Source organism: Prevotella melaninogenica (assembly GCF_018128065.1).
In the GTDB taxonomy this organism is placed as follows: Bacteria; Bacteroidota; Bacteroidia; order Bacteroidales; family Bacteroidaceae; genus Prevotella.
Window position 1 is genome coordinate 1,384,626 of record NZ_CP072360.1, and the last position, 24,695, is coordinate 1,409,320.

Sequence of the window (24,695 nt, forward strand, 5' to 3'; positions counted from 1 at the left end):
TATTAACCATCCAAACACCTTACAAACATGGCTTATGCGTAAGCATCCAAAACTCGCCGTCTTGCCACTTCACAAAAAAACCTTATATGAAGCCAGTCATAAGACTTACTCGGACTTACACCCGTTAGACAATGCTCATGCCGAGCGTACTAAAAAAGCGGAGGTCTTTAAAAGACTTCCGCTTTGTTATTGAAGGGTGGAGGGTGGGACTCGAACCCACGACATTCAGAACCACAATCTGACGCTCTAACCAACTGAACTACATCCACCATATTGGCTATTTCTTTTAGCGATTGCAAAGATACGGGTTTTATTTGGATTGACCAAATATTTCCCGTACTTTTTTATCAAACACCTTTATTTTGCAGGAGTTGCTGGAGCAGCTGGAGCCTGAGTTGCTGGAGCTTGTGCAGCTGGAGCAGCCTGCTTCTGCTGACTTGCACCGAAGTTTGGCAAGTTGTTAGGGTTTGTTGTATTGTCTTGTGTTGCAGCATTCTCAATAACACTTTCATCTGTGCTTGCTGATGGTGCAACGTAAGCACTTGCTACGCTGATAACAACCATTGCGATAGCTAAGCCCCAAGTAGTCTTTTCTACAAAGTCAGTAGTCTTGCGAACACCCATGATAGCATTAGATGATGAGAAGTTTGATGAAAGACCACCGCCCTTTGATTCTTGAATCAGAACGACGCCAATCATCAAGAGTGCTGCAATCACGATAAGGATTACGAATAACGTGTACATTTTCTTGTCTTATTTTTTATTGTTATTTATTATCAATTTCTCCAAAAATCGTATTTGGTCTGCAAAGTAACGATTTTTTTTCGGATATACCAAATTTAATCGCCTAATAATTTCCAATGCTTTAGAATATCTACCTTGTTTTATATAAATTCGTGCTAATGTCTCCGTGAAGTAGCCAGTATCTTCATTTTCAGCTGCTTCATTGTGATCATGTTCTTCTGGTTCGTATTCAGTCTCGTCTTGTAAAGTGATTTTACCTCCTTCATTGAAAATGAAGTCGTCGATAAGCTCTTGACCTCTTAATTGTGGAGTAATATCCCCATTTTGCTTGTTTTCGCTTTCTAAGAGATAAGCAACGTAGTCTACTGTGGCATCAGCTGGTGTTGGTTTGCGCCTTCCTTCTGTTTCTTGTGCTACCTCTTCCTCATCAGGAATCTGCTCTAAGAAGGTGTCGATAAGCGATGTTGTGCGGTCTTGCTCTTGTTCAGCAACTGTTTTGGTATTAAGAGTAGCCGACTTCTTATCTGCTTTTCTTTGTTGTGGAATCAGCTGGTAATGAGCTTCCTCAACGAGTTTGAAGAGGATATGACGGTCAGAGATATATACCGCAGCACGTCTTAACTCATCATCGAAAGTAGGGTCGTGGAGCAGAAAAAGATTCTGTAACAACAGAATACGAGCTGGCTGGTAATAAGGATAGAGCGCAAGCATACTCCGGAGATCGTATAAGGTCTCCTTGTTTAGATTCTCCGGATGATTAATAAGATTGGCTATATCCATAGTGCGATGGTTGTTTATGAGAGGGTGATAAGAATAATAGTCAATGAAATAAAGTGATGATGTGATAGGCTTACCAGTTTGCAACGGTTGCATTGAATATCTGGTCAGTAAGGTCTTTCACCATCTGTGTAACGAGTTCCTCTTGTACAGAATTCAGACTACGTACTGTTTCATAGCTTGCGGTAGCTGTGAACTGGCGTTCAAAGTCCTCATTGTGATTTGTATTGTTCGTAAAGCGTACGTTAACAGTGATAGAAAGTTCTGTCTGTGCAGAGTATCCTTCACTCGATACACTCTTGTTGCGTTGCTGATACTGTGTGATTTCACCCTCTATCTTCAGGTCTCCATTGCGCTTCACTTGCTGTAGACGGGTGTGATTAGCGAAGACATCTTTCAACTGATTGTTAAACATTGGTCCCATTGGTCCCCATACGTATGTTGAACGAATAGGGAAATCAGCAATTTGAATGGTGTGCACCTTGCTGTAATCAATACTTGCACCATTGAATTTATAGGATACACTGCAAGCTGCTAACAAAAGCAAGCAGATTGCTGTTACACCCCATGTCAGTGGTCGGGTAGATGTGAATTTCTTTCCTATCTTCATTGTTTTCTAAGAGGGTAGAGCCCTTTTTGTAACTATTTCTTAATCTTTGTCTAATCCGTATTGTCTGATACGGCGATAGAGTGTGCGGTCGCTGATGCCAAGTTCCAGTGCAGCCTTCTTTCTATTTCCGTTGTTACGCTCTAATGCCTTCTCAACTAACTGCTTTCCGATATCATTCAGATTGAGCGTTTCTGGTTCTGAAATCTCTTCTGCTTCAGCATCTTCAACTTGTTCAATGGTGCCAGTAGGGGTAATAGCTTGCTTGTTAGAGGTCGCTGGAAGATTAGAAACTGTTGGTGGGGCAGGTTGGAAGCCGCTCGCACCATTGAGTTGTCTGTTTTCTTCCAACTGCTTGCGAACATTATTGAGGTCACGACGTAAGTCGCTTACATTGCCTCTCAACTCATAGAGAATCTTGTAGAGAATCTCACGTTCACTCTCATAGCTGTGCGAACTACTGTTTTGTATTGTTGCTAACTCAGTGCTGTCTTGGTCACGTGGAATAAAATGCAACAATGTTTCTGCATCAATCTCACGCTTTTCACTAAGAACAGACATCTGCTCTGTGATGTTCTTTAACTGGCGAACATTACCAGGCCATTTATATTGCAACAGAATCTGGCGTGCCTCATCAGTGAGTGTAATCTTTGGAAGGCGATACTTTTCAGCCATTTGCATCGCAAAGAGACGGAAGAGAAGGATGATATCCTCACCACGATCACGGAGTGGAGGCATCTGGATAGGTATTGTGTTGAGGCGATAGTATAAATCTTCACGGAACTTACCTTCGCTGATAGCCTTTCGCATATTTACGTTGGTAGCAGCGACGATACGCACATCAGTCTTGCAGATTTCTTGTCCTCCAACACGGATGTATTCGCCTGTCTCAAGCACACGAAGCAGTCGAGCCTGTGTTGCCATTGGTAGCTCTCCTACCTCATCGAGGAAGATAGTACCCTTGTTTGCTATACCGAAATAACCCTCGCTCTCACCAATAGCCCCTGTAAAAGAACCCTTCTCGTGTCCAAAAGTTCACTATCAATGGTTCCTTCTGGTATAGAACCACAGTTAATAGCAAAGTATTTCTCACGACGACGAGGAGAGTTATCATGGATTACACGAGGGATAATTTCCTTACCGACACCGCTCTCGCCGATAATTAGCACAGATAAATCTGTGGGTGCTACCTGTAAGGCGACATCCAAAGCGCGATTAAGTCCATCGCTATTGCCAACAATGTTATATCGTTGTTTTGTTCTCTGTAATTCTGTTGTATTCATTTAACTGACAAATTTACCTATTTAATTTGAGAAAGCTGCAACTTTGGCAGACTTTAACAACTTTCTTTTTGTCTTTTCTTTGCTATTCTCAGAGGAATGAATCTACTTGTTCTGCATTATTTCCATGAAAAGAAATAATTATCCATATGTAAATAATTTACAGTGTATAAAACTATTGGGTGTAGATTACTTGTTTTTCTTTCTATCCAGTTTGATAAGTAGTAAGCCAATAGCTGTCCAAATAAGTTCGCGTATACGAACAAGTAGAGCAACGAAGATACCTGCTTTGAGCGAAAGTCCTAAACCTTTTACTGACATCAGAAAGCCACCTTCACGACCGCCTAATTGTAGAGGAATGAAGAAGAGCATATTGGCAAAAAGAGAGGTGAAGGCAAGGATGAGAATACAATCAAAGTAATTTACGGATGGAAACAATACTAAAAGGATGAAGAATATCTCCAATGCGCTACAAATTCTGCAAGATAATTCCAGCAAAACGACAGTGATAAAGGTGCGAGGATTTTGGTTATGGAGTGATGCTATTTGTGTATCAATTCTATCAAGTTCTTCCTTATGGTTGGCTACAAAAGGCTCTGCCCATCGCTTAACAACAGGAATATGCCGAACAAGATTCATCATACGAACTGCCAAACCTTTCTTATATCCAGTGAGGAAGAACCAAATTGCAGATGTACAGAAGATAAAGATAACTGCTAACATTATGCCCATCAGTAGGTTGACAGACTGTGTGAGGATATAAAGGAAAATAGAAATAAGCCAAAACCAAAAATGACTAAAGATATGCGTCATTGCATAAAGGACAACAGAAGATGTTGCACGTTCAGCTCCTATCTTTGGTGTTAGTTCCATAATTCTGTATGGCTCACCACCCATTAGTCCGCCAGGAGTTGCATAATTAAGTGCAAAACCAGACACTGTTACTTTATAGAGCCAAAGAAACGAAACCTTCTTGCGTTCTTCTACGTCTTGTGTCTGACTGCGTATGATTGTATACCATGCAGTGGTATTGAAGAGATATAAGAAAGCCCATAGTATTACAACAGCAAAGAACCAATAGCCTGCATGCTGGATTTTTTGCCATGCATCAGCAAAGTCAAGGTTGTACACCATAATACAGAGTACAACCATGCCAATATAAAGAAGAAATTTTGGAACCTTTTGTTCATAAGTCTTCTTAGTCAATGTCTGTCATAAGGAGCGAAAGAAGACACGCTTAGTGTATCTCCTTTGCCTTATTGTTTTCACCATTGTTTGGTGAACGGTCTTCACGCTTACGTGGAATGGCAAAGCGCACCTTATCACTCTCGTCTCTTCTTTCCTTGTAAAGCTTTGGAAGAGGGTTACTCATTGGTGCATCATATTCAATGCGATTGCGGAAGATATCTATCGCAAGATAAATGGCATGACGGAAAGGAAGTTCGTCAGCAATGCCCTTACCTGCTAATGAAAGGCTATTAGGTATTTCTGCAGAAGTACGAACAAGTGGTAATCCTGCTGTATAAGTAATGCCATGGCATGAAGAAAGTGTACGGAAAGGCGCAAGTCCTTGTTCGTAATACATTGCTAAAATGCCATCAAAATGTTCGGTATGGTTGCAGCCAAAGAATGTGTCGGCAGCGTAAGGACCGAATGCTTGTATGTCATTATCAACTAATTCATCAATAGCTGGGAGGATAATCTCCTGTTCCTCAGAACCTAACAGACCATTGTCGCCTGCCTTAGGATTTAAACCAAGCATAGCAATGCGTGGACAGGATAGGCGGAAGTCACGGCGAAGACTCTTAAAAAGTACGGTCGCATTGTTGACAATACTTGCCTTTGTGATGGATTCTGCTACTTGGCGGAGTGGGAGATTGCGTGTAGCGAGAGCAATGCGTAGTCCGTCATTAATCAAGATAGAAAGCCCCTGTTCCTCTGTCTCCAAGTGATCTTCTATATATCGACTCTGACCACTGAAGTGGAAATGCTCATTGTTATCAATAGGAGCTGTAACGAGAACGTCAAATAATCCCTGGCGGTAGTCGTCTAAAGCCTTGTCTATAGCACGTAATCCAGCTACACCTGACTCTTCAGAAGCAACGCCTAACTCAACTTTTATCTCATCGTCGAAGACAGGCAATAGGTTGAGTCGTCCATTTTGTGCTTCTGATGCATCTTTTATGATGGTGAAATTAGCTTCCATATCAAGTGCGTTCCGATGATAGGTGGCTACTTTAGGTGAACCATAGATGATAGGAGTACAAAGATCCAACATCTCTGGTTCGGCAAAAGTCTTAAAGATAAGTTCATATCCTATGCCGTTAGTATCTCCGTGTGTGATTGCTACGCGGATTTTTTTATTATTGTTCATATAATTATATCTTGTATTATATTGTAATATTCACTTCTTTTTGGCTCTCAAGTGTAGTCTCTTTGTCTTTTTCTTTCTTACTTCCCTACCTTTTTTCTTTTTCCTCTTTCTTCTTCGATCTTCTTTGCTGTTGAGAGTAAGCCGCAGGCCGCAAAGATATCCTGTCCACGACTGGCACGAATGGTTGTGAAAACGCCATGTTGTGTCAGATAGTTTCTAAACTTCTCCATCTTGTGGTCATCAACACCTTGCAATGGGATATTAGGAATAGGATGGAAGCGGATAAGGTTTATTCTGCAGTCTAATCCCTTGAGTAGTTGTACGATAGCTTTCGCATGTTCTTCGCTATCGTTAAAGTCCTTGAAGACAATGTATTCAAACGACAAGCGGCGCTGATGGGAGAAATCGTAATTGCGGAGTAATTCGATAATACTATCAATTGACATACCTTTCTCTGCTGGCATCAGCTCTTTGCGTTGGTCGTGCAATGGGGTGTGCATACTGATGGCAACGTGACAGTCGCTTTCATCGAGAAATCGTTTTAGCTTTCCTTTGACACCAACGCTACTCACCGTGATACGCTTTGGTGACCATCCGTAACCGAAGTCAGCTGTCATAATCTCTGTTGTACGTAAAACATTGTCAAGATTATCCATTGGCTCGCCTTGCCCCATGAAGACGATATTCGTCAGTTTGTCACGTTCAGGGAGTGAATAAATCTGATTGAGAATGTCAGTAGCTGAAAGACTACCTTCAAACCCCTGTTTTCCAGTCTGACAGAAAAGACAGTTCATCTTGCAACCTACCTGTGAAGAAACACAAAGGGTGGCACGGTCTTCGTCGGGTATATACACCGTTTCAACAAACTTGCCACTATCAGTAGGGAAGAGGTATTTTATGGTTCCATCCTTAGAGTGCTGTGCGTCGATAGGCTCTTTACAACCAACAGCATATTCAGCAGCGAGTTTCTCTCTGTTAGCTTTTGAGATGTTTGTCATTTCATCAATACTTTTCACATGCTGCGTATAGAGCCATTTAGCTATCTGTCCACCTGTAAAAGCTGGCATTCCGAGCGATTTGGCCACCTCTTTCAGTTCGCCAAGTGTCATTCCCAACAAATACTTCTTTGCACCTTCCATTCTCGTTCTCAATGTTTTGTTGCTGCAAAGATAACGAAAAAATAGCTAATATTCGTGTTTTCCTTCCTTTTTTGAGTGTCGGAGGCTTTAAAGGAAAAAGAGGGCGTGTCAAAACTATAATGAACATGCTTTCTTTAACTCAGCGTTTTGATATACCCTCTTTCTTTTTAGGTTGTCTTATGGTTTGCCAAAATGTGACTTCAGATAAGCGAATTGTTTGTGAATATTGAGTTTTGCATAATCTATGTGGGGGGTAATACTTAAATCGGAGATATCTCTCAATAATTTCAAACTTTCCACATTGCATTTGGTTCACACATCCTGTATCTTACATAGCCTTTAATTTCGGCAGAAGTTCTGTGGCATGTAAGTCAATTACGTAAGAGGTTAAAAATGCAGCGAGTAGACCATCAATATATTGTACCTCTGGTAGTTTTTCTGTAGCGAAGGTGATGAAGTCGTCAAACCATTCTATACATGCCTGCTTCAATTCTGGTTGTCTGATTGCTACTGTCCTCCTTTGTTTGATATTTTTTCTTCTTAGGCATATATCTTGCTTATTTTTTCAGTTTATTATTGTGTTGTAAATTGTTTTTAGACTGTTCCCTCATTGTTGTGTAAATGTTTGTAACCATAGATGACTGCTGGCTCGAATGAGGATGTCCATACGTATAAGGCAAAGATCCGAAAAAAGATATAAATTCAAGACTGATAACTGAAAATGTTAGCCGACACCATATATAAAATATGTATCTTTCTTCTGTGATATAGCACAATGCTTTGATACGAAAAGAATATCTACAAAATATTACAAAGGCTTTGTAATCTCTCTACAAGCGGCTTGTAATCTCTCTACAAAGCCTTTGTAGTATTCCGTAATACGACCTCTACCATTCCCATACGTCTTTGTAATTTTCAAAACTGGCTCCTTCTGCGTATCCATAAGCTATGAAGATGCTGTTAGTATATTCCTGTTCAGCTGGTGTAATACTTTTTTTACTATTGCGGCAAACGTAGTCTTAATTCCGTAATCCTGTTAAATATTTTGCGGCATTACAGTCAGTCCTTATTAGATTATGTATGATTTTTCTTCACCATACTGTTTTTTGTCATACAAGAACTAAGTTAAACACATAATTCACCTTCCCCATAAGAGAATTCCATATGACTAACCCTCCAAAACGTTTGACTTATCCAGGCATGGTATTGAAGATAGATCTGAGTAGTGTAGCCATCTGTTTTTTGTGTAGAAATTTAGCGTCCATTGTCTAGTAAATTCGTTCATCACATAAAAAATCCGCCGTAAGAAACAATATTATCGTATTTTATTGCTATCTTTGTCACCTCGTATAGAATTATACTTCTATTATTGACATCATATAGTTAGTGATAATTCTGCAAACGATAAAACTCTTATGAGCTCATTGTTCCTCAGAGATTTATAAATTTATTAACAAGAAATCGCACATTTGGCTGCGAAATTAAGGTATACCAATGGAGAATTTACAATACTTTGTCGGATTACTTGCTGTTTTGGTTATCGGAATACTCTTTATTAAAAAGATAACTGGTTGCATTTTTCGCATCATCGTCACAGTAATAATACTTGCTGTTGCATACTGGACTTTGACTGGTTCACACGTCCTTTAGCCAGTTGATATGTTTCTTTGTGATAGTAGGAAACAAATAAGTATTGTACTTTTAAAACCTATTTAAAGTAAAAATATTTTATTAAAAGATTAGAAGTTTTTGGCGGTGTTTTGCTTTTTGCAGGTACTTTTCATGTTGTCTTTTATCGTTTTGAGAGTTATTATTTTGAGAGGGTTATCTCTTTGTTGTTGATGGTGTAGTGGAATGAGATAGTATAAGCGAGTCCATCTAAAACGTTTCTTATATCCTTCTTTCTTTCAATAACACCTGTATAAGTTCTTTTATTATCCAACTTAGAATCAACAATAATCTTATAATCGTAAAACTGTTCAAGGATATGGGCAATCTCTTTGATTTGCATATTGCTGAATGGAATCATATTATCATGCCATACAGCATCAACTGGTGTATAGCTATTTTCTTTCCTGATGGTCTTGGAATCCTTGCTGACAGTAGCTTTTTGATTTGGTTGAAGAATCACCTTTCCTTCTCCGTTCAGCCCAGTTACTTCCAATCTTCCTTCTATCAAGCTGATAACCTCTTTGCCATTAGCAGCTTGATCTTTGAAGTTGAAGGTAGTGCCCAATACCTTTGCTGATGCCCCATCACTGCTTACAATGAAAGGCTTTTCAGCGTTTTTTGTAACCTTGAACAATGCTTCGCCCTTTAAGTTAACCTTTCTCTCATTGCCTTCAAAGTTATCAGCGTAACTAATGGTTGCTCCCTTGTTGAGCCAAACAGTAGAGTTGTCAGGTAAAACAACCTTTTTTACCTCGTTCAAAGCAGCAACTGTGATCATCTCTGCTGACTGGTAAAGATAAGCGAAGAGACCTCCTCCAGCCAATAATACCGCTACTACGATAGCAGCAGCATAGCGGAAGAAGTGGATATTGCCCTTATATTCCTTTTGTTCTTCGTAGTCTTTTATTTGGTTAAATAGTTTTGTCTCTGCTTCTTCTATTTTCTTAGACGTAGCAGCTTGGTTGTTCTTTCCTAAATGGAAAGCCAACTCCAGTTCGAAGAATTCCTTTCGGTTTTCCTCCGAGGCTGCCAGGCATTCTGCCAGCTGCTCCATCTCTTTGGCTGTTGTCTTGCCAAGAAGATAGTCTTTAATGGTCTTATTATTTATTTTACTCATTCTGTTTTATTCAACTGGGGTGTATTGTATTTTTATCTTTTGGGCAGCAGTTTTTCTACTACTTCTTTCTTATAACAACCTTATAGGTCTTTTTACGTAATAGCAATTAATAAAAAATGTTATAAAAGGGGCACTTTGTCTGTTTCTGTGTCTGTTTACCATAGTTCATTCATTATTAATGTCGTATTATTTCCGTGATAAAAAGAAATTCGTCAATCAGATGTCTTTCATCTTGAAGTCCCTATGTGTGGTGCTTGAGTCTTGTTCTTAAGGCCTTTACAGCCTTGTATAAATGCACCTCAACAGTACGAATTGAGATACCTAACTGCTCTGCGATCTCCTTGTTTTTCTTGTCGTGCTGATAACTCAATATGAATACCTCGCGGCATTTGGCTGGAAGATCTCCGATGGCATCATTGATTTGTTTCCTCGTTTCTAACCCTTCAATATAGCCCATCACGTCATTAGCCTCTGGGTTATAATAGTCTAATTTAAACTGAGTAACTTTCTTAATGCTATCGGCATGGTTATTGACAACCGTACGATGCTTAATGACATTTAGTGCTTTGGTATAGACAATGCGATAAAGAAAAGCCTTGATGTGGCTTTCGTCTTCAATATCTTCTCTGCGTTTCCATAATTCCATGAAAGCTTCCTGTACAATGTCCTCTGCCTCATCATCATGTACAAGACGAGTGGCATAGAATGAGAGAGAGGGGTATAACGCTCTAAATATCTGTCGGAACCTTTGTTCTGGTAATATCATTATCTATTCTTTAGCCCTGCAAATATCTGGTTCTATCCTATTTACATTTTACTTTTTGCGATGTTATCAGCAGGGTATGCTTAATATTTATGAACAAAGATACACTTTTTGTACTTGTTTAGATAAAGGAAGGGGTTAATTTATGTGAAATGGCGATAAGACTTCTTTATTAAATAAAGATAATTGACTATCTTTGTGTATGTAAACTCAATGTTTGTTAGTGTATTGTAAAATTAATACCATTTGAACAGATTTCATGGTGATAGCTGATTGTTTGAAAGTATTATTTCCCCTCAGAACGTTTATGTGTGCCTTCCTTTTGTTTGTAGGTATACATGGTGCTTCTGCGCAGGTGTCATTAACGACAAACCAAACAGACTTAAAGACTGTTATACAGCGTATTAAGTCGAAAACTAAGTATCGTTTCTTTTATGATGATGCACTTGGAAAACAGAAGGTTAATGCCGTTTCTATAAGTAATTTGCCTATAGATTTTGTGCTGAATAGGCTTTTTGAAAACACGGGGATTACTTATAAATCATCGATAATATTATTTATCTTAAGAAAGAAAAACCTGTTGTTCAGAATAAAGATGCTGGTAGTTCAGAGGCTGCTTTGCAACAACGTAAGGTTGGGCAGCCAGCCACACCAGTGCTCTATACCTTCAATGGACAGGTGCAAGATGTGTCGGGTAATCCGCTTGTTGGAGCAACCATCATGATAAAGGGCAGTTCAAAAGCACGTGCCTTATCGGATTTGGAGGGAAAGTTTGTGCTGAAATCAGAAACTCCTAATCCTGTATTGCTTATTTCCTGTATAGGTTTTGATACGATAGAAAAGCGTGTTAATAATCGACATAATCAGTTGTTTGTATTGAAAGAGAACTTCTATGAGTTAGAGGATGTTTTCGTGACGGCTTTGGGCATCAATCGTTCGCGTACGGCTTTGAACTACAATGTCAAGCAGATGAATGGTGAGGAGTTGAGCAAGGTAAAGACAAGCAATTTTGCAAATGCCTTAGTGGGAAGAGTGGCAGGCGTCTTTATCAATGAATCAGCAGCAGGAATGGGTGGTGCAGCACGTGTAGTAATGCGTGGTCCGAAGTCTTTGGTGCAGAGTAATCAACCACTTTATGTGATTGATGGTATTCCTATTAATAACCGAAGTAATGATGATATTAAGGGCGGTATTTATTCGTTGCAGCCTGGCTCAGAGGGTATTTCAGACATTAATCCTGATGACGTTGAGAGTGTTTCTGTTCTTAGTGGAGCTGCCGCTGCAGCCCTTTATGGTTCCGCCGCAGCACAGGGAGCTGTGATGATAAAGACAAAATCGGGCAGAGTTGGGAAAACTTCTGTGGAGTTTTCTACAAGTACACAGTTTCTTTCTCCCTTTGTTTTACCCGATTTTCAGAATGAATACGGTAACCGAACGAATGAAATGAAGTCGTGGGGAACGAAGAATACGTCAGAAAAAAGTCGTTATACACCTAATGATTTCTTCAGAACAGGAGTTAACTTTACGAATAGTGCAACGCTGACATCAGGTAATGAGCGCAATCAAATCTATCTTTCTTTGGGTTCATCAACAGTGAGTGGTATTATTCCTAACAATGATTTTCAACGTTATAATCTTACATTTAAGAATGTTTTTTCGGCATTGCAGGATAAGCTCAGGCTAACTTTCTCTTTTAAGTTTGTCAGAGAAAATGATAGGAATATGTTGGCACAGGGACAATACTTCAATCCTTTGACTTCTGTTTATCTCTTCCCACGTGGCGAAGACTTTAATGCTATCAAGAAATTTGAAACTTATGACGTGGTACGCAATATCAATATCCAGAATTGGAGTTATGGAGATGACTTGAAGATGCAAAACCCTTATTGGGTTACTAATCGAATGTTGAAGACAACGAAACGTAACAGATACCTTACCGATCTTGGTGTAAAGTATCATCTAACACGTTGGTTGGCTCTTGAAGGAAGACTTCGTTGGGATGAAGCTGTGAATAAGTTAGAAGACAAACGTTATGCTTCAACGCTTGATATTTTTGCCCATTCGCCTTATGGATATTATAGTTATTGTAAGGTGAATGACCGCTCTTTCTATGCTGATGTCATGGCAGACGTTTCTAAACGATGGGAAACTTTATCACTTGTTGCAAATGTTGGTACGGCTTTCACAAATACATCGTACGATGTGGCAGGCTTTCAGGGAGGACTAAAGGCTCCCTCAAACATCTTTACTCCTAATGGAATCGACTATAGTAGGGTGTCGGGTGATAATCGTCCTGTCTTTGATATCACTCGTCATGCCATCCATTCCGTGCTTGGAAGTGTGGAGATGGGTTGGCAAGATCGTGTCTATCTGACGGTGACAGGACGTAACGACTGGGATTCTTCATTGAGTAATACAGCACAGCAGTCTTTCTTCTATCCTTCTGTGGGTATGTCGGCTATTCTTTCAAAGATGCTTAAATTACCGAAGTTTGTTGACTTTTTGAAGTTTCGTGCATCGTGGGCATCAGTGGGTTCTGCCATTTCTCCTAATATTTCTTCAGCTTGGCGTTATGAGTATATCCCCTCAACAGGTACTTATCACACGGTGACCTATAAGTTTCCTGAGAACTTCTACCCAGAGCGTACAAACTCATGGGAAGCGGGTATGACGGCTCATTTGTTCAAAGAAGCATTGTCAGTAAAGTTTACGCTTTACCAATCGGATACGAAGAATCAAACCTTCCTCCGACAGATTACGCTTGGTGGTGCATTTAATCGCGAGTATATACAGGCGGGAGATGTGCAAAACAGAGGTTTGGAGTTGGGTATTGGTTATAACAAGAAGTGGAATAATCTCCGCTGGTCGGCGAATATGACCTATAGTACGAACCGTAATCGAATCGAAAAATTACTTGATAATCCTAACGAAACACTGCGCCAAGGTGGTTTGAATGGTTGTGAGGTGATATTGACGCAAGGAGGTACGATGGGAGACCTTTACACATTCACTGATTATAAGCGTGATGCACAAGGAAATATCTTGCTCAACACTGAAGGGCAGGTGATGCAGATGGAGTTGCCTTCACCTAAGTTGGTAGGCTCCGTTTTGCCTAAGGCACACTTTGGATTGAATAATAATTTCTCATGGAAAGGATTTGAACTTGGGATGCTGATAACCGTTCGTTTGGGTGGTGTTTGTGTTTCACAGACGCAGGCTTTCATGGACTCGTATGGTGTTTCTAAGAAGACTGCTGAACTGAGAAACAATGGTGGCGTTGCTGTTGGTAATCAGTTGGTTTCTACAGAGAAGTATTATTCGGTTGTTGGAGGGGAAACACCGATTTGGGATGAGTACATCTACAGTGCTTCTAACGCCCGAATTAAGGAACTTTATGTGGGTTATACTTTCAATAAACTGATTCGTGGGGTAAAGGTGTCAGTCGCTTTGACAGCAAGAAACCTCTTGATGCTGTATTGTAAGGCACCTTTCGATCCTGAGGCAACCCCTTCAACGGACATATATTATCAAGGATTTGATTATTTTATGCAGCCCAGTCAACGTTCGTTGGGCTTTAGTATCAACGTAAAACTCTAAGATGATGATGAATAGTAGAAAGAAAATCCTTTCCTTCCTCTGTATGCTGATAATATTGTCTTCTTGTACGGGTAAGTTTGTTGATATTAATCGACCTGGTAGTAAACTGTCATCAGAGGAGTTGAAGCGTGATAACTATGCTGTCGGCTCGTTCTTGATTCAGATGCAGGGAGTAGCTTTTCCAGAGCAGGAGAATGCCTATCAAACGATGATAGACTTCGTTGGTAATTATCTTGGACGTTATACAACCTATACCAAGGAATTACCTAAGAATCATACACTATTCAATGCAAGCAACGCTTGGTGTGCTTGGCCAGCCTCTTACGCACCTCCTATGGTGTCTGCATTTAATGAGGTTGTCAATCTGAATGGTAAAGAGAATGTTTCTTATGCGTGGGCATTGATTCTTCGTGCACAGGCTTTTCTCCGTTTTACGGATATCTACGGTCCTTTCCCACTCAGTATGAATGCAGATAATGCTGTGGTTTACACTTCTCAGCAGGATATATATATGCAATTGATTAAGGACTTGAATGAGGCTACTGACTATATCTCATCTGATACGCAACTTGATAAGGAAATGGTGGCTTTTGCACCTTATGACCTTGTTTATAAGGGCGATTTCAATAAGTGGCGTAAGTTTGCTAATTCACTTAAGTTGCGTATTGCCGTACGTATAAGCAATGTAGAACCTGCGATGGCGCGTTCTTTAGCTGAGCAGGCGGTGAGAGATGGCGTGATAGAGGGAAATGAGGATAACTGTGCTATTCGTTATAATAAGTCGGGTTTGTGGACAACTGCAGTTTCATGGGGCGATAGTCGTATCTGTGCTGACATTGAAAGCTATATGACGGGGTATAAAGACCCACGAATGAGCAAGTACTTCACCCTGCCGATAACGGAAGGAAAACGTAAGTATATTGGCTGTCGGGCTGGTGCTGCAATTGGAAGTAACGTTGTTGCTAAGCGTCTTTATTCTACTGTAAACGTGCAAGAAACGACCCCAGGACTATGGCTTACTGCATCAGAAATGGCTTTTTGTAAGGCTGAAGGAGTCTTGCGGGGTTGGAATATGGGCGGTGGCAGTGCCAAAAATTATTACGAACAAGGTGTGACACTGTCCTTCAATCAATGGGGTGCAGATGGTGTTGCAACCTATTTGTTGGACGATACTTCTACAGAAGCTAACTATGCAGATGCTTTAGGGGGCTTTGGAGGTTCAGCTGCAAGGGTTTCTACGATTACTATAAAATGGGATGATAGTGCCTCTATGGATGAGAAAATGGAGCGGTTGATTACGCAGAAGTGGATTGCTTTGTTCCCGAATGGACAGGAAGCATGGAACGAAATTCGTCGCACGGGTTATCCTCGCATCTTCTCTGTGCCACAGGCAACAAACGGCTATACATTATTAACACCCAATAGAATACCTTTTGATAAGAATCAGCAGATTAATAATCGCAGCAATTATGACAAGGCAGTCGAACTTTTAGGTGGTCCTGATGATTATGCAACACCAATGTGGTGGCAGAGATAGATTGTTTTTCTTTGTTTATGGGCGATGTTGGATATTTGGTATTGGGTGAGTATTCCTAAAGAAGAAACATATTATTACATAAAACGAAAGAAAGTTTTGTTTTAAGTTGCTGTCACTTTTAACATTTCATGCATCTTACTGTCATATAACAAGTTAAGATTCTACTACAAATGGCAGAAATGACAGGAAATTTCCTCATGTCTTTTCTACTGAACCAACAAGTTAATTATCCTATACTTAATTCTCACTTTAAGATAGAACTTTCTGTAGTCTTCGATTCGTACTTAGGAGAACGGTTAACTTTCCTACCATAGTCAAGCGAATAAGCTACTTTTAGGGAAGCAAAAGAATTGTCCCGTTCACTGACTTTACGTTCGAAAAACTGGTAGTTAGGCGCAATAAAACTTCGTGTACGCTTATTTCTCTGCATAAAGAGATTCCGTGAAGTAACTACTACGGACAGATTTCCATGACTCCATTCTGCAGACAAGTCATAGAGGAATGGGAGGTGTAGGTGCTCCTGACAAGCTACTAAATTCTTGCGAGCTGTCCGTGCAGAGGCTGACAGCGAGAAATCGCCCAGAAAGTAATTTGCTTCCACACGTGCATAACTGCATCCTATGTATTCGTCAGCAGATCCCGTCACCCTGTAACACTCATAGCCACCATCCCATTTCACATTGAAATCACTTATAGGTTTCCATGTCGCAGACAGCAACAGCTGACACTGATGATAACGCGTATCGCTCGAATAGGTATTAATCAACCTGTTATTCTCCTTTAGATACACATTGCTTATTGCATTGCTCATATATTCATAACGAGATGAAAGTAGTGCCGACCATTTCTTGAAATTAAGCGTATAAGTCAAAGCAGGACCAAGTAACGTGGAATTATCCATCGTTGGATTGCCACGACGCACCAAGACACGATCTATCTGCTGTTCTGCTGCGTTTACGGTGTTCAATGTTGGGAAGGTATTTCCTAAGGCAAAGAATAGTTGTAAAGCTTGATGTTTATCTGGACTCCACGAGAACATTGTATGAAAACGTGGAGCAAAATGTGTCACCTCCTGCTCTCCACGCAGCTTGTAAGCAAGGTAAGACACACCGGGACGCGCTACAAACATCAGCTTTCGTCCCCACCGCTTCGTATAATCAACAAAGAGCAAAGATTCAGAAGATAGCAGATGCTGCAGACTTGGAGAACTACCTCTATACTCATCTTGGCTTATCTTTAGAAATTCAATCAAGCTAAACGTTAGATTATTTTCCTTAGGGAGAGGAAGCATGAAGCTCGTATGGAAGTTTAGATACGTATAATCCTCATTCACATCACTCACGAATGCTCTGTCTTCGAGAGTATTACGCTTATAGGTATTGCGTGCATAATAACCATCCAGCGAACATTCAAGACTCTTTCCACCCTTGAAATTTCGGTTAAAGTACAGAGAAATAGAGGGTTTTATTGTCTTATCGTGCTCAAGAACATTATTGGTAAATGCCAATGGAATAGTATAGCCTGTATATACCAAACTACCATTCAGAACATCATCACGGCTTGTACTGACCTCAATACCGCTTCTAACCATCCACGTTGTACGCTCTGTCCTCCGACTAAGACTGGCATTAATATAACGTCCGATACTTTTCAAATCAGTATCATATGCTGACTCTTGCTTATGGATAGGGTTATCCAGCAGATAATCCGTCGTAGTCTCACCGTAAACCTTAGGGTTCTGTACATTAGTACCAGCCCAAAGGTTAACGTTATAATGCCCAAGACTATACTTTGATATAAGGTTGTAATCACCTTTCAAATAACCCACTCCCTGCAGAGCCTCCACCTGTGTATAACCTCCCGAGGTGTAATTCTTGACAATATAGTTCATTACAACCTTCTCATTTGCATACTTTCCCGTAGGCATATCATAGTATTCAACACGAACAATATCCTTTGGGCGCAACGTAGCTATCTCTCTCACAGAAGCCTTACAGCCGTTGATATATAACGTTGCCGTTCCTACTGGCGTCGTTATAACACCATTCTCTGCATCCACATTGACACCTGCTAACATCATATTCTTTACAAGGTCAAAACCAGAATGAGCATGCTTCCGCTGTTTTGGGGTAGGAATACAATTGATATAGTCTACCTCTCGTTTTACCATATCACCTGCAACAATCACCTCTTTCAACTGAACTTCCTGTGAAACAGAATCTGTCTGTGCTGCAACAGTAAGTGGCATCACACCTAAGATTGCGCAAAAAATCTTCGTTTTGTCCATCTTAACTACTATTATTCAAGCATATACAAGAGTATATAACATTAACTTTGGGCTTTATAACTATCGTCACAAAATAAGAAAATAAATAGGGAAAAAGCAAGAAGAACGATGATAAAAAATATCAAATGTAGTAAAAACTTCTTCAATTGAGGCAGATTATAAACTAATAATGAACAATATTACAAGACATAAACAGCCTTTCTCACATTCCAAATCTACATTTTATCCATTTCGTGCCATAGGTCCGCACGAGTCGTGCATGTGGTAAGCACAACATGTGTTGCAGCTTGGCACAAGAACAGATGAGGATATATCGGAATTATAAACTATACCCTTTAATGTTTTATAAGTTAGCAGAATCAGATACGAAGGTGTGGGGTGTTGGATGTTAGGTGTTGGATGTTGGGTGATAATGAAATGTCTATAACAATTAGCCAATTTCGTTTTATCAGATAACTCATAAACTTAATTTCCTGTCATCTCTGTCATTTGTAGTAGATACTTAATGTGTTATATTACAGCTAAATGCATGAAATGTTAAAAGTGACAGCAACTTAAAAATGAAACTTTCTTCTGTTTAAAGTAATAATATATTTCTTCTTTGGGAATACTTGTTATTCAAAGTTTGAAAGAGCTTTTTTATTATTAGCCTATCGTGTATCTGCTTCCCCAACTTTTTTGTTGGGCTGAAGTCGAAGCATATCAACGAAAACGAGGATGCTTCGGAACAAGCCAAAAGCATCCTCTTTCTTATTATAACAAGGTTAAGTTTACTGCATATCGTAAACTATCTGCATCAATTTCTTGCCTAATGTGTCAGCAGCCTCCATGGTGTTAGCTTCGCTGTAAACACGGATAATTGGCTCTGTGTTTGACTTACGGAGATGAACCCAAGCATCAGGAAAATCGAGCTTAACGCCATCGATATCTGTTACTTGTACATCCTTCTCCTGTCCGTAAAGTTCTTTCACGCGCACGAGAATTGCATCAACATCTGTATCAGGTGTAAGGTCAATGCGATTCTTTGCAATGAAATACTCTGGGAAGGTCTTGCGAAGTTCGCTTACTTTCATTCCCTTCTGTGCCAAAGAACTAAGGAAAAGTGCAATACCAACGAGAGCATCACGACCATAATGGCTATCAGGATAGATGACACCACCATTACCTTCACCACCGATAACAGCACCCACTTCTTTCATCTTCGTGGTAACATTCACCTCACCAACAGCAGAAGCATAATACTTACCTCCATGTTTCTCAGTTACATCGCGCAGTGCACGAGTTGAAGAGAGGTTACTCACAGTGTTACCCTTCACGTGTTCGAGGATATAGTCAGCCACTGTGACGAGTGTGTATTCCTCACCATACATCTGCCCATCTTCCTGTATGAATGCAAGACGGTCAACATCTGGGTCAACAACAATACCCAAATCATAGCCACCCTTAGCAACCTCACCCATGATACCAGTAAGATTCGCTGCAATTGGTTCTGGATTGTGAGAGAAATCACCAGTTGCATCACCATTCAAGAACTTATATTCTACGCCTAAACGGTCGAGCAACTTAGGTAGGATAACACCACCAACAGAATTGATAGCATCAACAACGACACGGAACTTACGCCTCTTGATTGCTTCGACATCTACCAAATCAAGACTCAAAACTTCTTCTATATGGCGTTCATCAAATGAATTGTCATCAGTATAACTACCCAAACCATCCACATCAGCATAATCAAAGTCCTCACGCTCAGCAATATCCAATACCTCAGCACCATCAGCCGCAGTAAGGAACTCACCCTCCTCGTTCAGCAGTTTCAAGGCGTTCCAATGGCGTGGATTGTGAGAAGCAGTAATGATGATACCACCATCAGCACCGCACATACGTACAGCCAACTCTGTTGTAGGGGTTGTAGCCAAACCGATGTTCACAACATCTGCACCAATACCCATCAGCGTACCACATACTACATTCTTGACCATTGGACCAGAGATGCGTGCATCACGACCAACAACAATCTTTAGCTTCTTCTCTGGGTGCTTACGTGCAATGAAAGTAGCGTATGCAGAAACGAATTTAACGATGTCCAGCGGGTTCAGAGTATCGCCCGCACGACCTCCGATAGTTCCACGGATGCCGGAAATAGATTTAATAAGCGTCATACTTAAAATATATTTGAAGGGTATTGCCCTTATTGTTCTTTTGCGTTATTGTTCTTTTTCTATTTTATCCCCCATTTTCCCTTTTATACTTTTTACCTTTCATCAGAGTCCCCTTTGGAAGGTAAGATCATAGTAGCAAGGATAGACTGCCTTTGTAGCATTAATCTGTCCTTGTTGTGAAGGTACGATAAGCCTCACATGTGATAACTTTGATGTAGCATCAACCAATCTACCAAGACCAACATAAGGCATTGGTACCAACCAACCAGCAGGTACGGAAGTACTCTTATAGACATCATACATCACACTGGAAGAAGGATCAAACGAAGCAGTATAAGTTCCACTTGTGTTTGTTACAGACATCTTGTCAACCTTAGGACCAAAGATAAGGAATTGATTAGACAACTGCAACGTATCTCTGAGAAGGTTACGCTCAGTGAAACGACAGAGAACAGTAGCCGTCTCACCTTTCTTTATAATCTCACCAGTTCCTTTCTCAACAATCTGCATATAAACGCCAGTATTTGGAAAAAGAACATACTGGTTCTTTGTTGTATCGGTTGTATTCCCTTGCTTAGTGAACTGTTCTTCGGTAATTACATTTATACCTTTCTTTACTATAAATTTATTAATTGCCTCTGTCTCCCGTTCCAACTGATCAGCATAAGTTTCGCCCTTACTACACGAACTAAATGCCAGCACTGCAGCCAACACCACAAGGAGAAAATTGATCTTCTTCATTTGCTTTTTCATTTTAATTATGTTGTGCAAAGATAAGAAAAGTATTTAGAAAGGGAAAATAAGAAGTAAGAAAAATATATTAAAAGGTAGCTTGTGAAAACTTTTTTTGTTGGATTTCTATCATTTAGAAAGACCATTTTACTTTTATAGGTGGCGTAAGAGAGGAGTATTATTATCAGAGAAGCTCAGGGAGATTATCCCTTACAAATCGTTCACCTAACTGGAAACCTTCCTCATATAGATTCTCAAGTTTCTCAATATCTTTCTCCATTCGACCAACAACAATAGGTTTTTCAGGGCGAATAACAAGAATCTTACCTTGTTCCTCCAACTCATCCACCAAGTCAAGCTGACGGTTATAAGCCTCTACCCTACGGCTTAATACAACGCGTAAACGAGGATAATTACGATAGACAAACTTAGGTTGTTTATGATCGCGTCCCATGTCTCGCCATCCTTTGTTACGTGTACTGATAACCACGTTCGTTTCGTGTCCAGTCTCTATAGAACGTAGCACAGGAATAGAGTCAACGATACCGCCATCCAAAAATTCCTTGCCATCTACCGTAACAATCTTACTGACGTATGGAAGGCTTGAAGAAGCACGTGCTAACTCATTAAGACGATGCGAATTACCTGACGATTCTGAAAGGTATTCGGCAAAGCCTGTTTGGCAATTTGTTACAACCATTTCAAAGATATCCCCTTTCTTACAATTACGAAAATACTCCTCATAATCGTAAGGGATAAGCTCATAAGGGAAACGATGATAAAGCAGCTCTGGATCAAAGATGCAACCCTGTGTAACGAGATGGTGCAAGCCTATATAATCATATTTGGCAAGCATATCAATATTAGAAATACGAGCACGACGCGGTTGACGACTGGCGTATGACAAACCATTACACGCTCCAGCAGAAACAGCCACTGTATAGTGAAAATAAAGCTTATATTTCATAAAAGCATCTAACACACCAGAGGTAAATACACCACGCATTCCCCCACCTTCTAAAACTAATCCCGTATTCCTATCTATTAGCATAACTTCTTCTTGAAAAAAACAACTGCAAAGTTAATAACTTTCAAACAAAAATAACTATCTTTGCAATCAAACCAACTAATAATTGAAATATGTTTAACAAAGAAACCTATGTAAAGCGCCGTACAGAGCTAAAAAAGCTTGTTGGGAAAGGAATTATCATCCTCTTCGGCAACAACGAATCGCCTGCAAACTTTCCTGCAAATGGGTATTATCCATTCCGTCAGGATTCATCATTCCTCTATTATTTCGGTCAGAAACGTGACGGCTTAGTTGGTGTTATTGACATTGACAATGACACTGAAACGCTTGTTGGTAATGACATTGATATCGATGATATTGTTTGGTACGGTAGTGTTGACTCTGTAAAAGACATGGCTGATGCTGTTGGCGTAGCCAATACTGTCAACATGAAGGGACTCAAGACTATCTGTAATAATGCACTGCGTGAGCATCGCAAGATACATTTCTTGCCACCTTACCGTGCAGATATAATGATTCAAATCTTCGACCTCTTTGGTATTCATCCTAATCAGCAGAAAGAGTCTGCAAGTATGGAACTTATACGTGCGGTTGTGAAGATGCGTTCTGTTAAGACACAAGAAGAAATTGAAGAACTAGAGCGTGCTGCTGTTATTGGCTATAAGATGCACACTACAGCTATGATATTGGGTAAGCCAGGTGTAACCGAGAAGTTCGTTGGTGGTCAAGTTAGTGGTATCGCCAGCTCATACGGTTCAATGGTATCATTCCCTACTATCTTCTCTCAGCATGGTGAGATTATGCATGGTAATCCTTCCATGGCAGTATTGGAGGCTGGTCGCCTTGCTCTTTGCGATTGTGGTGCTGAAACCATCAACCACTATTGCTCTGATAATACTCGTACATTCCCTGTAAGCGGTAAGTTCACACAGAAGCAATTGGAGATTTACAAGGTTGTAGAAGAGTGCCACGATGCAGCATTGAAACTTTCTAAGCCGGGTGTCAAGTACATGGATGTACACTTTGCTGTCTGCCGTATTCTCTTTGACCGCATGAAAGAGCTTGGACTAGCTAAGGGTGACACCGATGCTGCTGTAGCTGCTGGTGCACACGCAATGTTCTTGCCTCATGGTCTTGGTCACATGATGGGTATGGATGTTCACGATATGGAATCATTCGACCAAATTAATGTAGGCTTTGACGAGGAGACACGTCCAAACCTTGAGCAGTTCGGAACAAACTGTCTGCGTATGGGTCGTCGATTAGAAGAAGGATTTGTTGTTACCGATGAGCCAGGTATCTACTTTATTCCTGCTTTGATTGATGAATGGCGTGCAAAGAAACATTGTGCAGACTTCCTTAACTTCGACAAGTTGGATGAGTATAAGGACTTCGGAGGAATCCGTCTCGAGGACGATCTCCTCATCACCAAGGATGGTTGCCGATTCATTGGCAAGGATATTATTCCATACCACCCGAAGGATGTAGAAGACTTCATTGCAGCAAACCGAAAGTAATAAACATTTATAATTAATATTTACATCAAGGTTGCCGCAAGAGTTTCGCTCACAATGGCAACCCAACTTTTTAAAAAACTTATGAGAAAAACTTTAGTAGTAGCATTGCTCGCTTTGTTTGCGATAGGTGCTAATGCCGCAGACAAGAAAGAGGGAACGACCTCTAACAAGCCTGTTTTTACTGTAGTAAAACAGATTCCAATTACAAGTATTAAGGACCAGAACCGCTCAGGTACTTGCTGGGACTACTCTACTCTTAGCTACTTCGAGGCTGAGATTTTGAAGAAGACTGGTAAGACATACGACCTCTGTGAGAGCTTTGTTGCAAACAAAACATATATGGATCGTGCTATTCAAGTGGTTCGCTTCCATGGCGATTGTCAATTTGCTCAAGGTGGTTCAGCATACGACGTGTTGCACACACTTGAGAACTACGGTATCTGCCCAGAGAATGCAATGCCATTCCCAGGCTCTCTCTACGGTGACTCACTGAACAACTTCAATGAGTTCTTCTCATTGCTGGAGCCATACGTAAATGGTATTGCCCGCAACAAGGCAAATAAGATTTCAAGTCAGTGGAAACAAGGCTTGCAGGGTATTCTTGATGCTTACCTCGGTAAGTGTCCAGAAACTTTCACCTACGAAGGCAAGCAGTACACTCCAAAGAGCTTCGCTGCAAGTCTCGGTTTGAACTGGAGCGATTATGTTACTATTACTTCTTACACACACCATCCTTTCTATTCAAAGTTTGCTGTTGAGGTACAAGACAACTGGCGTTTCCCACTGTCTTACAACCTTCCAATGGACGAGATGATGCGTATTATTGATAACGCTGTCATGAACGGCTACACAGTAGCATGGGGTGGCGATGTTAGCGAGCCTGGCTTCACTCGTAAGGGTTTGGCTTACATGGTTGACGGTAAGAAGGTTGAAAGCATGAAGGGTAGTGACATGGCTCACTGGCTTGGTCTTTCTGCAGCAAAGAAAAAGGATATCATCGACTCACTGGGTGTAAACGTACCAGAGGTTGTTCCTACACAGCAGCAACGTCAGGAGCGTTTTGACAACTGGGAGCTTACTGATGACCACGGTATGCTTATCTTCGGTATCGCTAAGGATCAAAATGGTAAGGAATACTACATGGTAAAGAACTCATGGGGTGAGACTGGTGACTACAAGGGTATCTGGTACATGACCAAGAACTTTATTGCAGCTAACACCATGGACTACATGGTAAACAAGAATGCTATCCCTAAGGATATTCGCAAGAAGATGGGTCTCTAAAGAGAATGAGATTGTTGAAATGAAAATGGGAAATTACCTTTTCTTATATTATTCTTTCAACTACTCGTACTGAATTA

The 24,695-nt window shown here is 40.5% G+C and carries 17 protein-coding genes, 1 tRNA gene and 3 pseudogenes; 5 read left to right on the top strand and 16 right to left on the bottom strand.

What is annotated here, in order from left to right; all coding sequences use genetic code 11:
• Positions 1 to 194 precede the first annotated feature (194 nt).
• The 10 genes and pseudogenes from J5A56_RS11465 to J5A56_RS13785 all read right to left on the bottom strand — a co-directional run bounded on the left by J5A56_RS11465 (position 195) and on the right by J5A56_RS13785 (position 7,864).
• Positions 195 to 270: transfer RNA gene (locus J5A56_RS11465), tRNA-His, on the bottom strand.
• Between the two features lie 87 nt (positions 271 to 357).
• Positions 358 to 744, bottom strand: a complete 387-nt coding sequence (secG, locus tag J5A56_RS11470; protein ID WP_021670778.1) for a preprotein translocase subunit SecG — start codon at positions 742 to 744, stop codon at positions 358 to 360.
• A gap of 9 nt (positions 745 to 753) precedes the next feature.
• Positions 754 to 1,524 carry a hypothetical protein gene (locus J5A56_RS11475; RefSeq protein WP_021670779.1) on the bottom strand — a complete coding sequence of 257 codons (771 nt, stop codon included), beginning with the start codon at positions 1,522 to 1,524 and terminating at the stop codon, positions 754 to 756.
• Between the two features lie 70 nt (positions 1,525 to 1,594).
• Positions 1,595 to 2,131, bottom strand: coding sequence for an LptE family protein (locus J5A56_RS11480; protein WP_021670780.1), 537 nt, complete (start codon positions 2,129 to 2,131; stop codon positions 1,595 to 1,597).
• 39 nt (positions 2,132 to 2,170) lie between these two features.
• Positions 2,171 to 3,411: pseudogene (locus tag J5A56_RS11485) on the bottom strand (sigma-54 interaction domain-containing protein).
• Positions 3,412 to 3,597: 186 nt separating this feature from the next.
• A pseudogene (locus J5A56_RS11490) lies at positions 3,598 to 4,598 on the bottom strand (lysylphosphatidylglycerol synthase transmembrane domain-containing protein).
• Positions 4,599 to 4,645: 47 nt separating this feature from the next.
• On the bottom strand, positions 4,646 to 5,782 hold the full coding sequence (locus J5A56_RS11495; RefSeq protein WP_021670783.1) for a PdxA family dehydrogenase: 1,137 nt from the start codon (positions 5,780 to 5,782) through the stop codon (positions 4,646 to 4,648).
• 77 nt (positions 5,783 to 5,859) lie between these two features.
• The gene (gene rlmN, locus J5A56_RS11500) at positions 5,860 to 6,921 is read right to left on the bottom strand and encodes a 23S rRNA (adenine(2503)-C(2))-methyltransferase RlmN (protein WP_021670784.1); all 1,062 of its coding nucleotides are present in this window, start codon (positions 6,919 to 6,921) and stop codon (positions 5,860 to 5,862) included.
• Between the two features lie 328 nt (positions 6,922 to 7,249).
• On the bottom strand, positions 7,250 to 7,411 hold the full coding sequence (locus J5A56_RS11505; protein ID WP_021670785.1) for a hypothetical protein: 162 nt from the start codon (positions 7,409 to 7,411) through the stop codon (positions 7,250 to 7,252).
• 318 nt (positions 7,412 to 7,729) lie between these two features.
• Positions 7,730 to 7,864, bottom strand: a complete 135-nt coding sequence (locus J5A56_RS13785; RefSeq protein WP_021670786.1) for a hypothetical protein — start codon at positions 7,862 to 7,864, stop codon at positions 7,730 to 7,732.
• A 551-nt stretch (positions 7,865 to 8,415) separates the two neighbouring features.
• Here J5A56_RS13785 and J5A56_RS11510 point away from each other — a divergent pair.
• Positions 8,416 to 8,571 carry a hypothetical protein gene (locus J5A56_RS11510; protein WP_021670787.1) on the top strand — a complete coding sequence of 52 codons (156 nt, stop codon included), beginning with the start codon at positions 8,416 to 8,418 and terminating at the stop codon, positions 8,569 to 8,571.
• Between the two features lie 160 nt (positions 8,572 to 8,731).
• On the opposite strand, the gene J5A56_RS11515 is transcribed toward J5A56_RS11510, so the two are convergent.
• A complete protein-coding gene (locus J5A56_RS11515) occupies positions 8,732 to 9,709 on the bottom strand; it encodes a FecR family protein (RefSeq protein WP_021670788.1) in 978 nt (325 codons plus the stop codon).
• Positions 9,710 to 9,950: 241 nt separating this feature from the next.
• Entirely contained in the window at positions 9,951 to 10,475 is a 525-nt protein-coding gene (locus J5A56_RS11520) for an RNA polymerase sigma-70 factor (RefSeq protein WP_021670789.1), read from the bottom strand.
• Positions 10,476 to 10,731: 256 nt separating this feature from the next.
• Between J5A56_RS11520 and J5A56_RS11525 the strand changes: the two are divergent.
• Both J5A56_RS11525 and J5A56_RS11530 read left to right on the top strand, forming a co-directional pair.
• Positions 10,732 to 14,069: pseudogene (locus tag J5A56_RS11525) on the top strand (SusC/RagA family TonB-linked outer membrane protein).
• Between the two features lie 4 nt (positions 14,070 to 14,073).
• Positions 14,074 to 15,606 (top strand): RagB/SusD family nutrient uptake outer membrane protein, encoded by a 1,533-nt coding sequence (locus J5A56_RS11530; protein WP_081691251.1) that lies wholly within the window; start codon positions 14,074 to 14,076, stop codon positions 15,604 to 15,606.
• 244 nt (positions 15,607 to 15,850) lie between these two features.
• Here J5A56_RS11530 and J5A56_RS11535 read toward each other — a convergent pair whose 3' ends face one another.
• From J5A56_RS11535 to J5A56_RS11550, 4 genes are all read right to left on the bottom strand, one after another.
• A complete protein-coding gene (locus J5A56_RS11535; protein ID WP_021670792.1) occupies positions 15,851 to 17,893 on the bottom strand; it encodes a hypothetical protein in 2,043 nt (680 codons plus the stop codon).
• A 770-nt stretch (positions 17,894 to 18,663) separates the two neighbouring features.
• Positions 18,664 to 20,055 (bottom strand): phosphoglucosamine mutase, encoded by a 1,392-nt coding sequence (glmM, locus tag J5A56_RS11540; protein WP_021670794.1) that lies wholly within the window; start codon positions 20,053 to 20,055, stop codon positions 18,664 to 18,666.
• A 102-nt stretch (positions 20,056 to 20,157) separates the two neighbouring features.
• The gene (locus J5A56_RS11545) at positions 20,158 to 20,796 is read right to left on the bottom strand and encodes a DUF4827 domain-containing protein (RefSeq protein WP_036918704.1); all 639 of its coding nucleotides are present in this window, start codon (positions 20,794 to 20,796) and stop codon (positions 20,158 to 20,160) included.
• Between the two features lie 175 nt (positions 20,797 to 20,971).
• Entirely contained in the window at positions 20,972 to 21,838 is an 867-nt protein-coding gene (locus tag J5A56_RS11550) for a patatin-like phospholipase family protein (RefSeq protein WP_021670796.1), read from the bottom strand.
• Positions 21,839 to 21,927: 89 nt separating this feature from the next.
• Here J5A56_RS11550 and J5A56_RS11555 point away from each other — a divergent pair, with 89 nt between their 5' ends.
• Together J5A56_RS11555 and J5A56_RS11560 are read left to right on the top strand one after the other, a co-directional pair.
• Positions 21,928 to 23,334, top strand: a complete 1,407-nt coding sequence (locus J5A56_RS11555) for an aminopeptidase P family protein (RefSeq protein ID WP_021670797.1) — start codon at positions 21,928 to 21,930, stop codon at positions 23,332 to 23,334.
• Positions 23,335 to 23,415: 81 nt separating this feature from the next.
• A complete protein-coding gene (locus tag J5A56_RS11560; RefSeq protein ID WP_036918707.1) occupies positions 23,416 to 24,618 on the top strand; it encodes an aminopeptidase C in 1,203 nt (400 codons plus the stop codon).
• Positions 24,619 to 24,695: the final 77 nt, after the last annotated feature.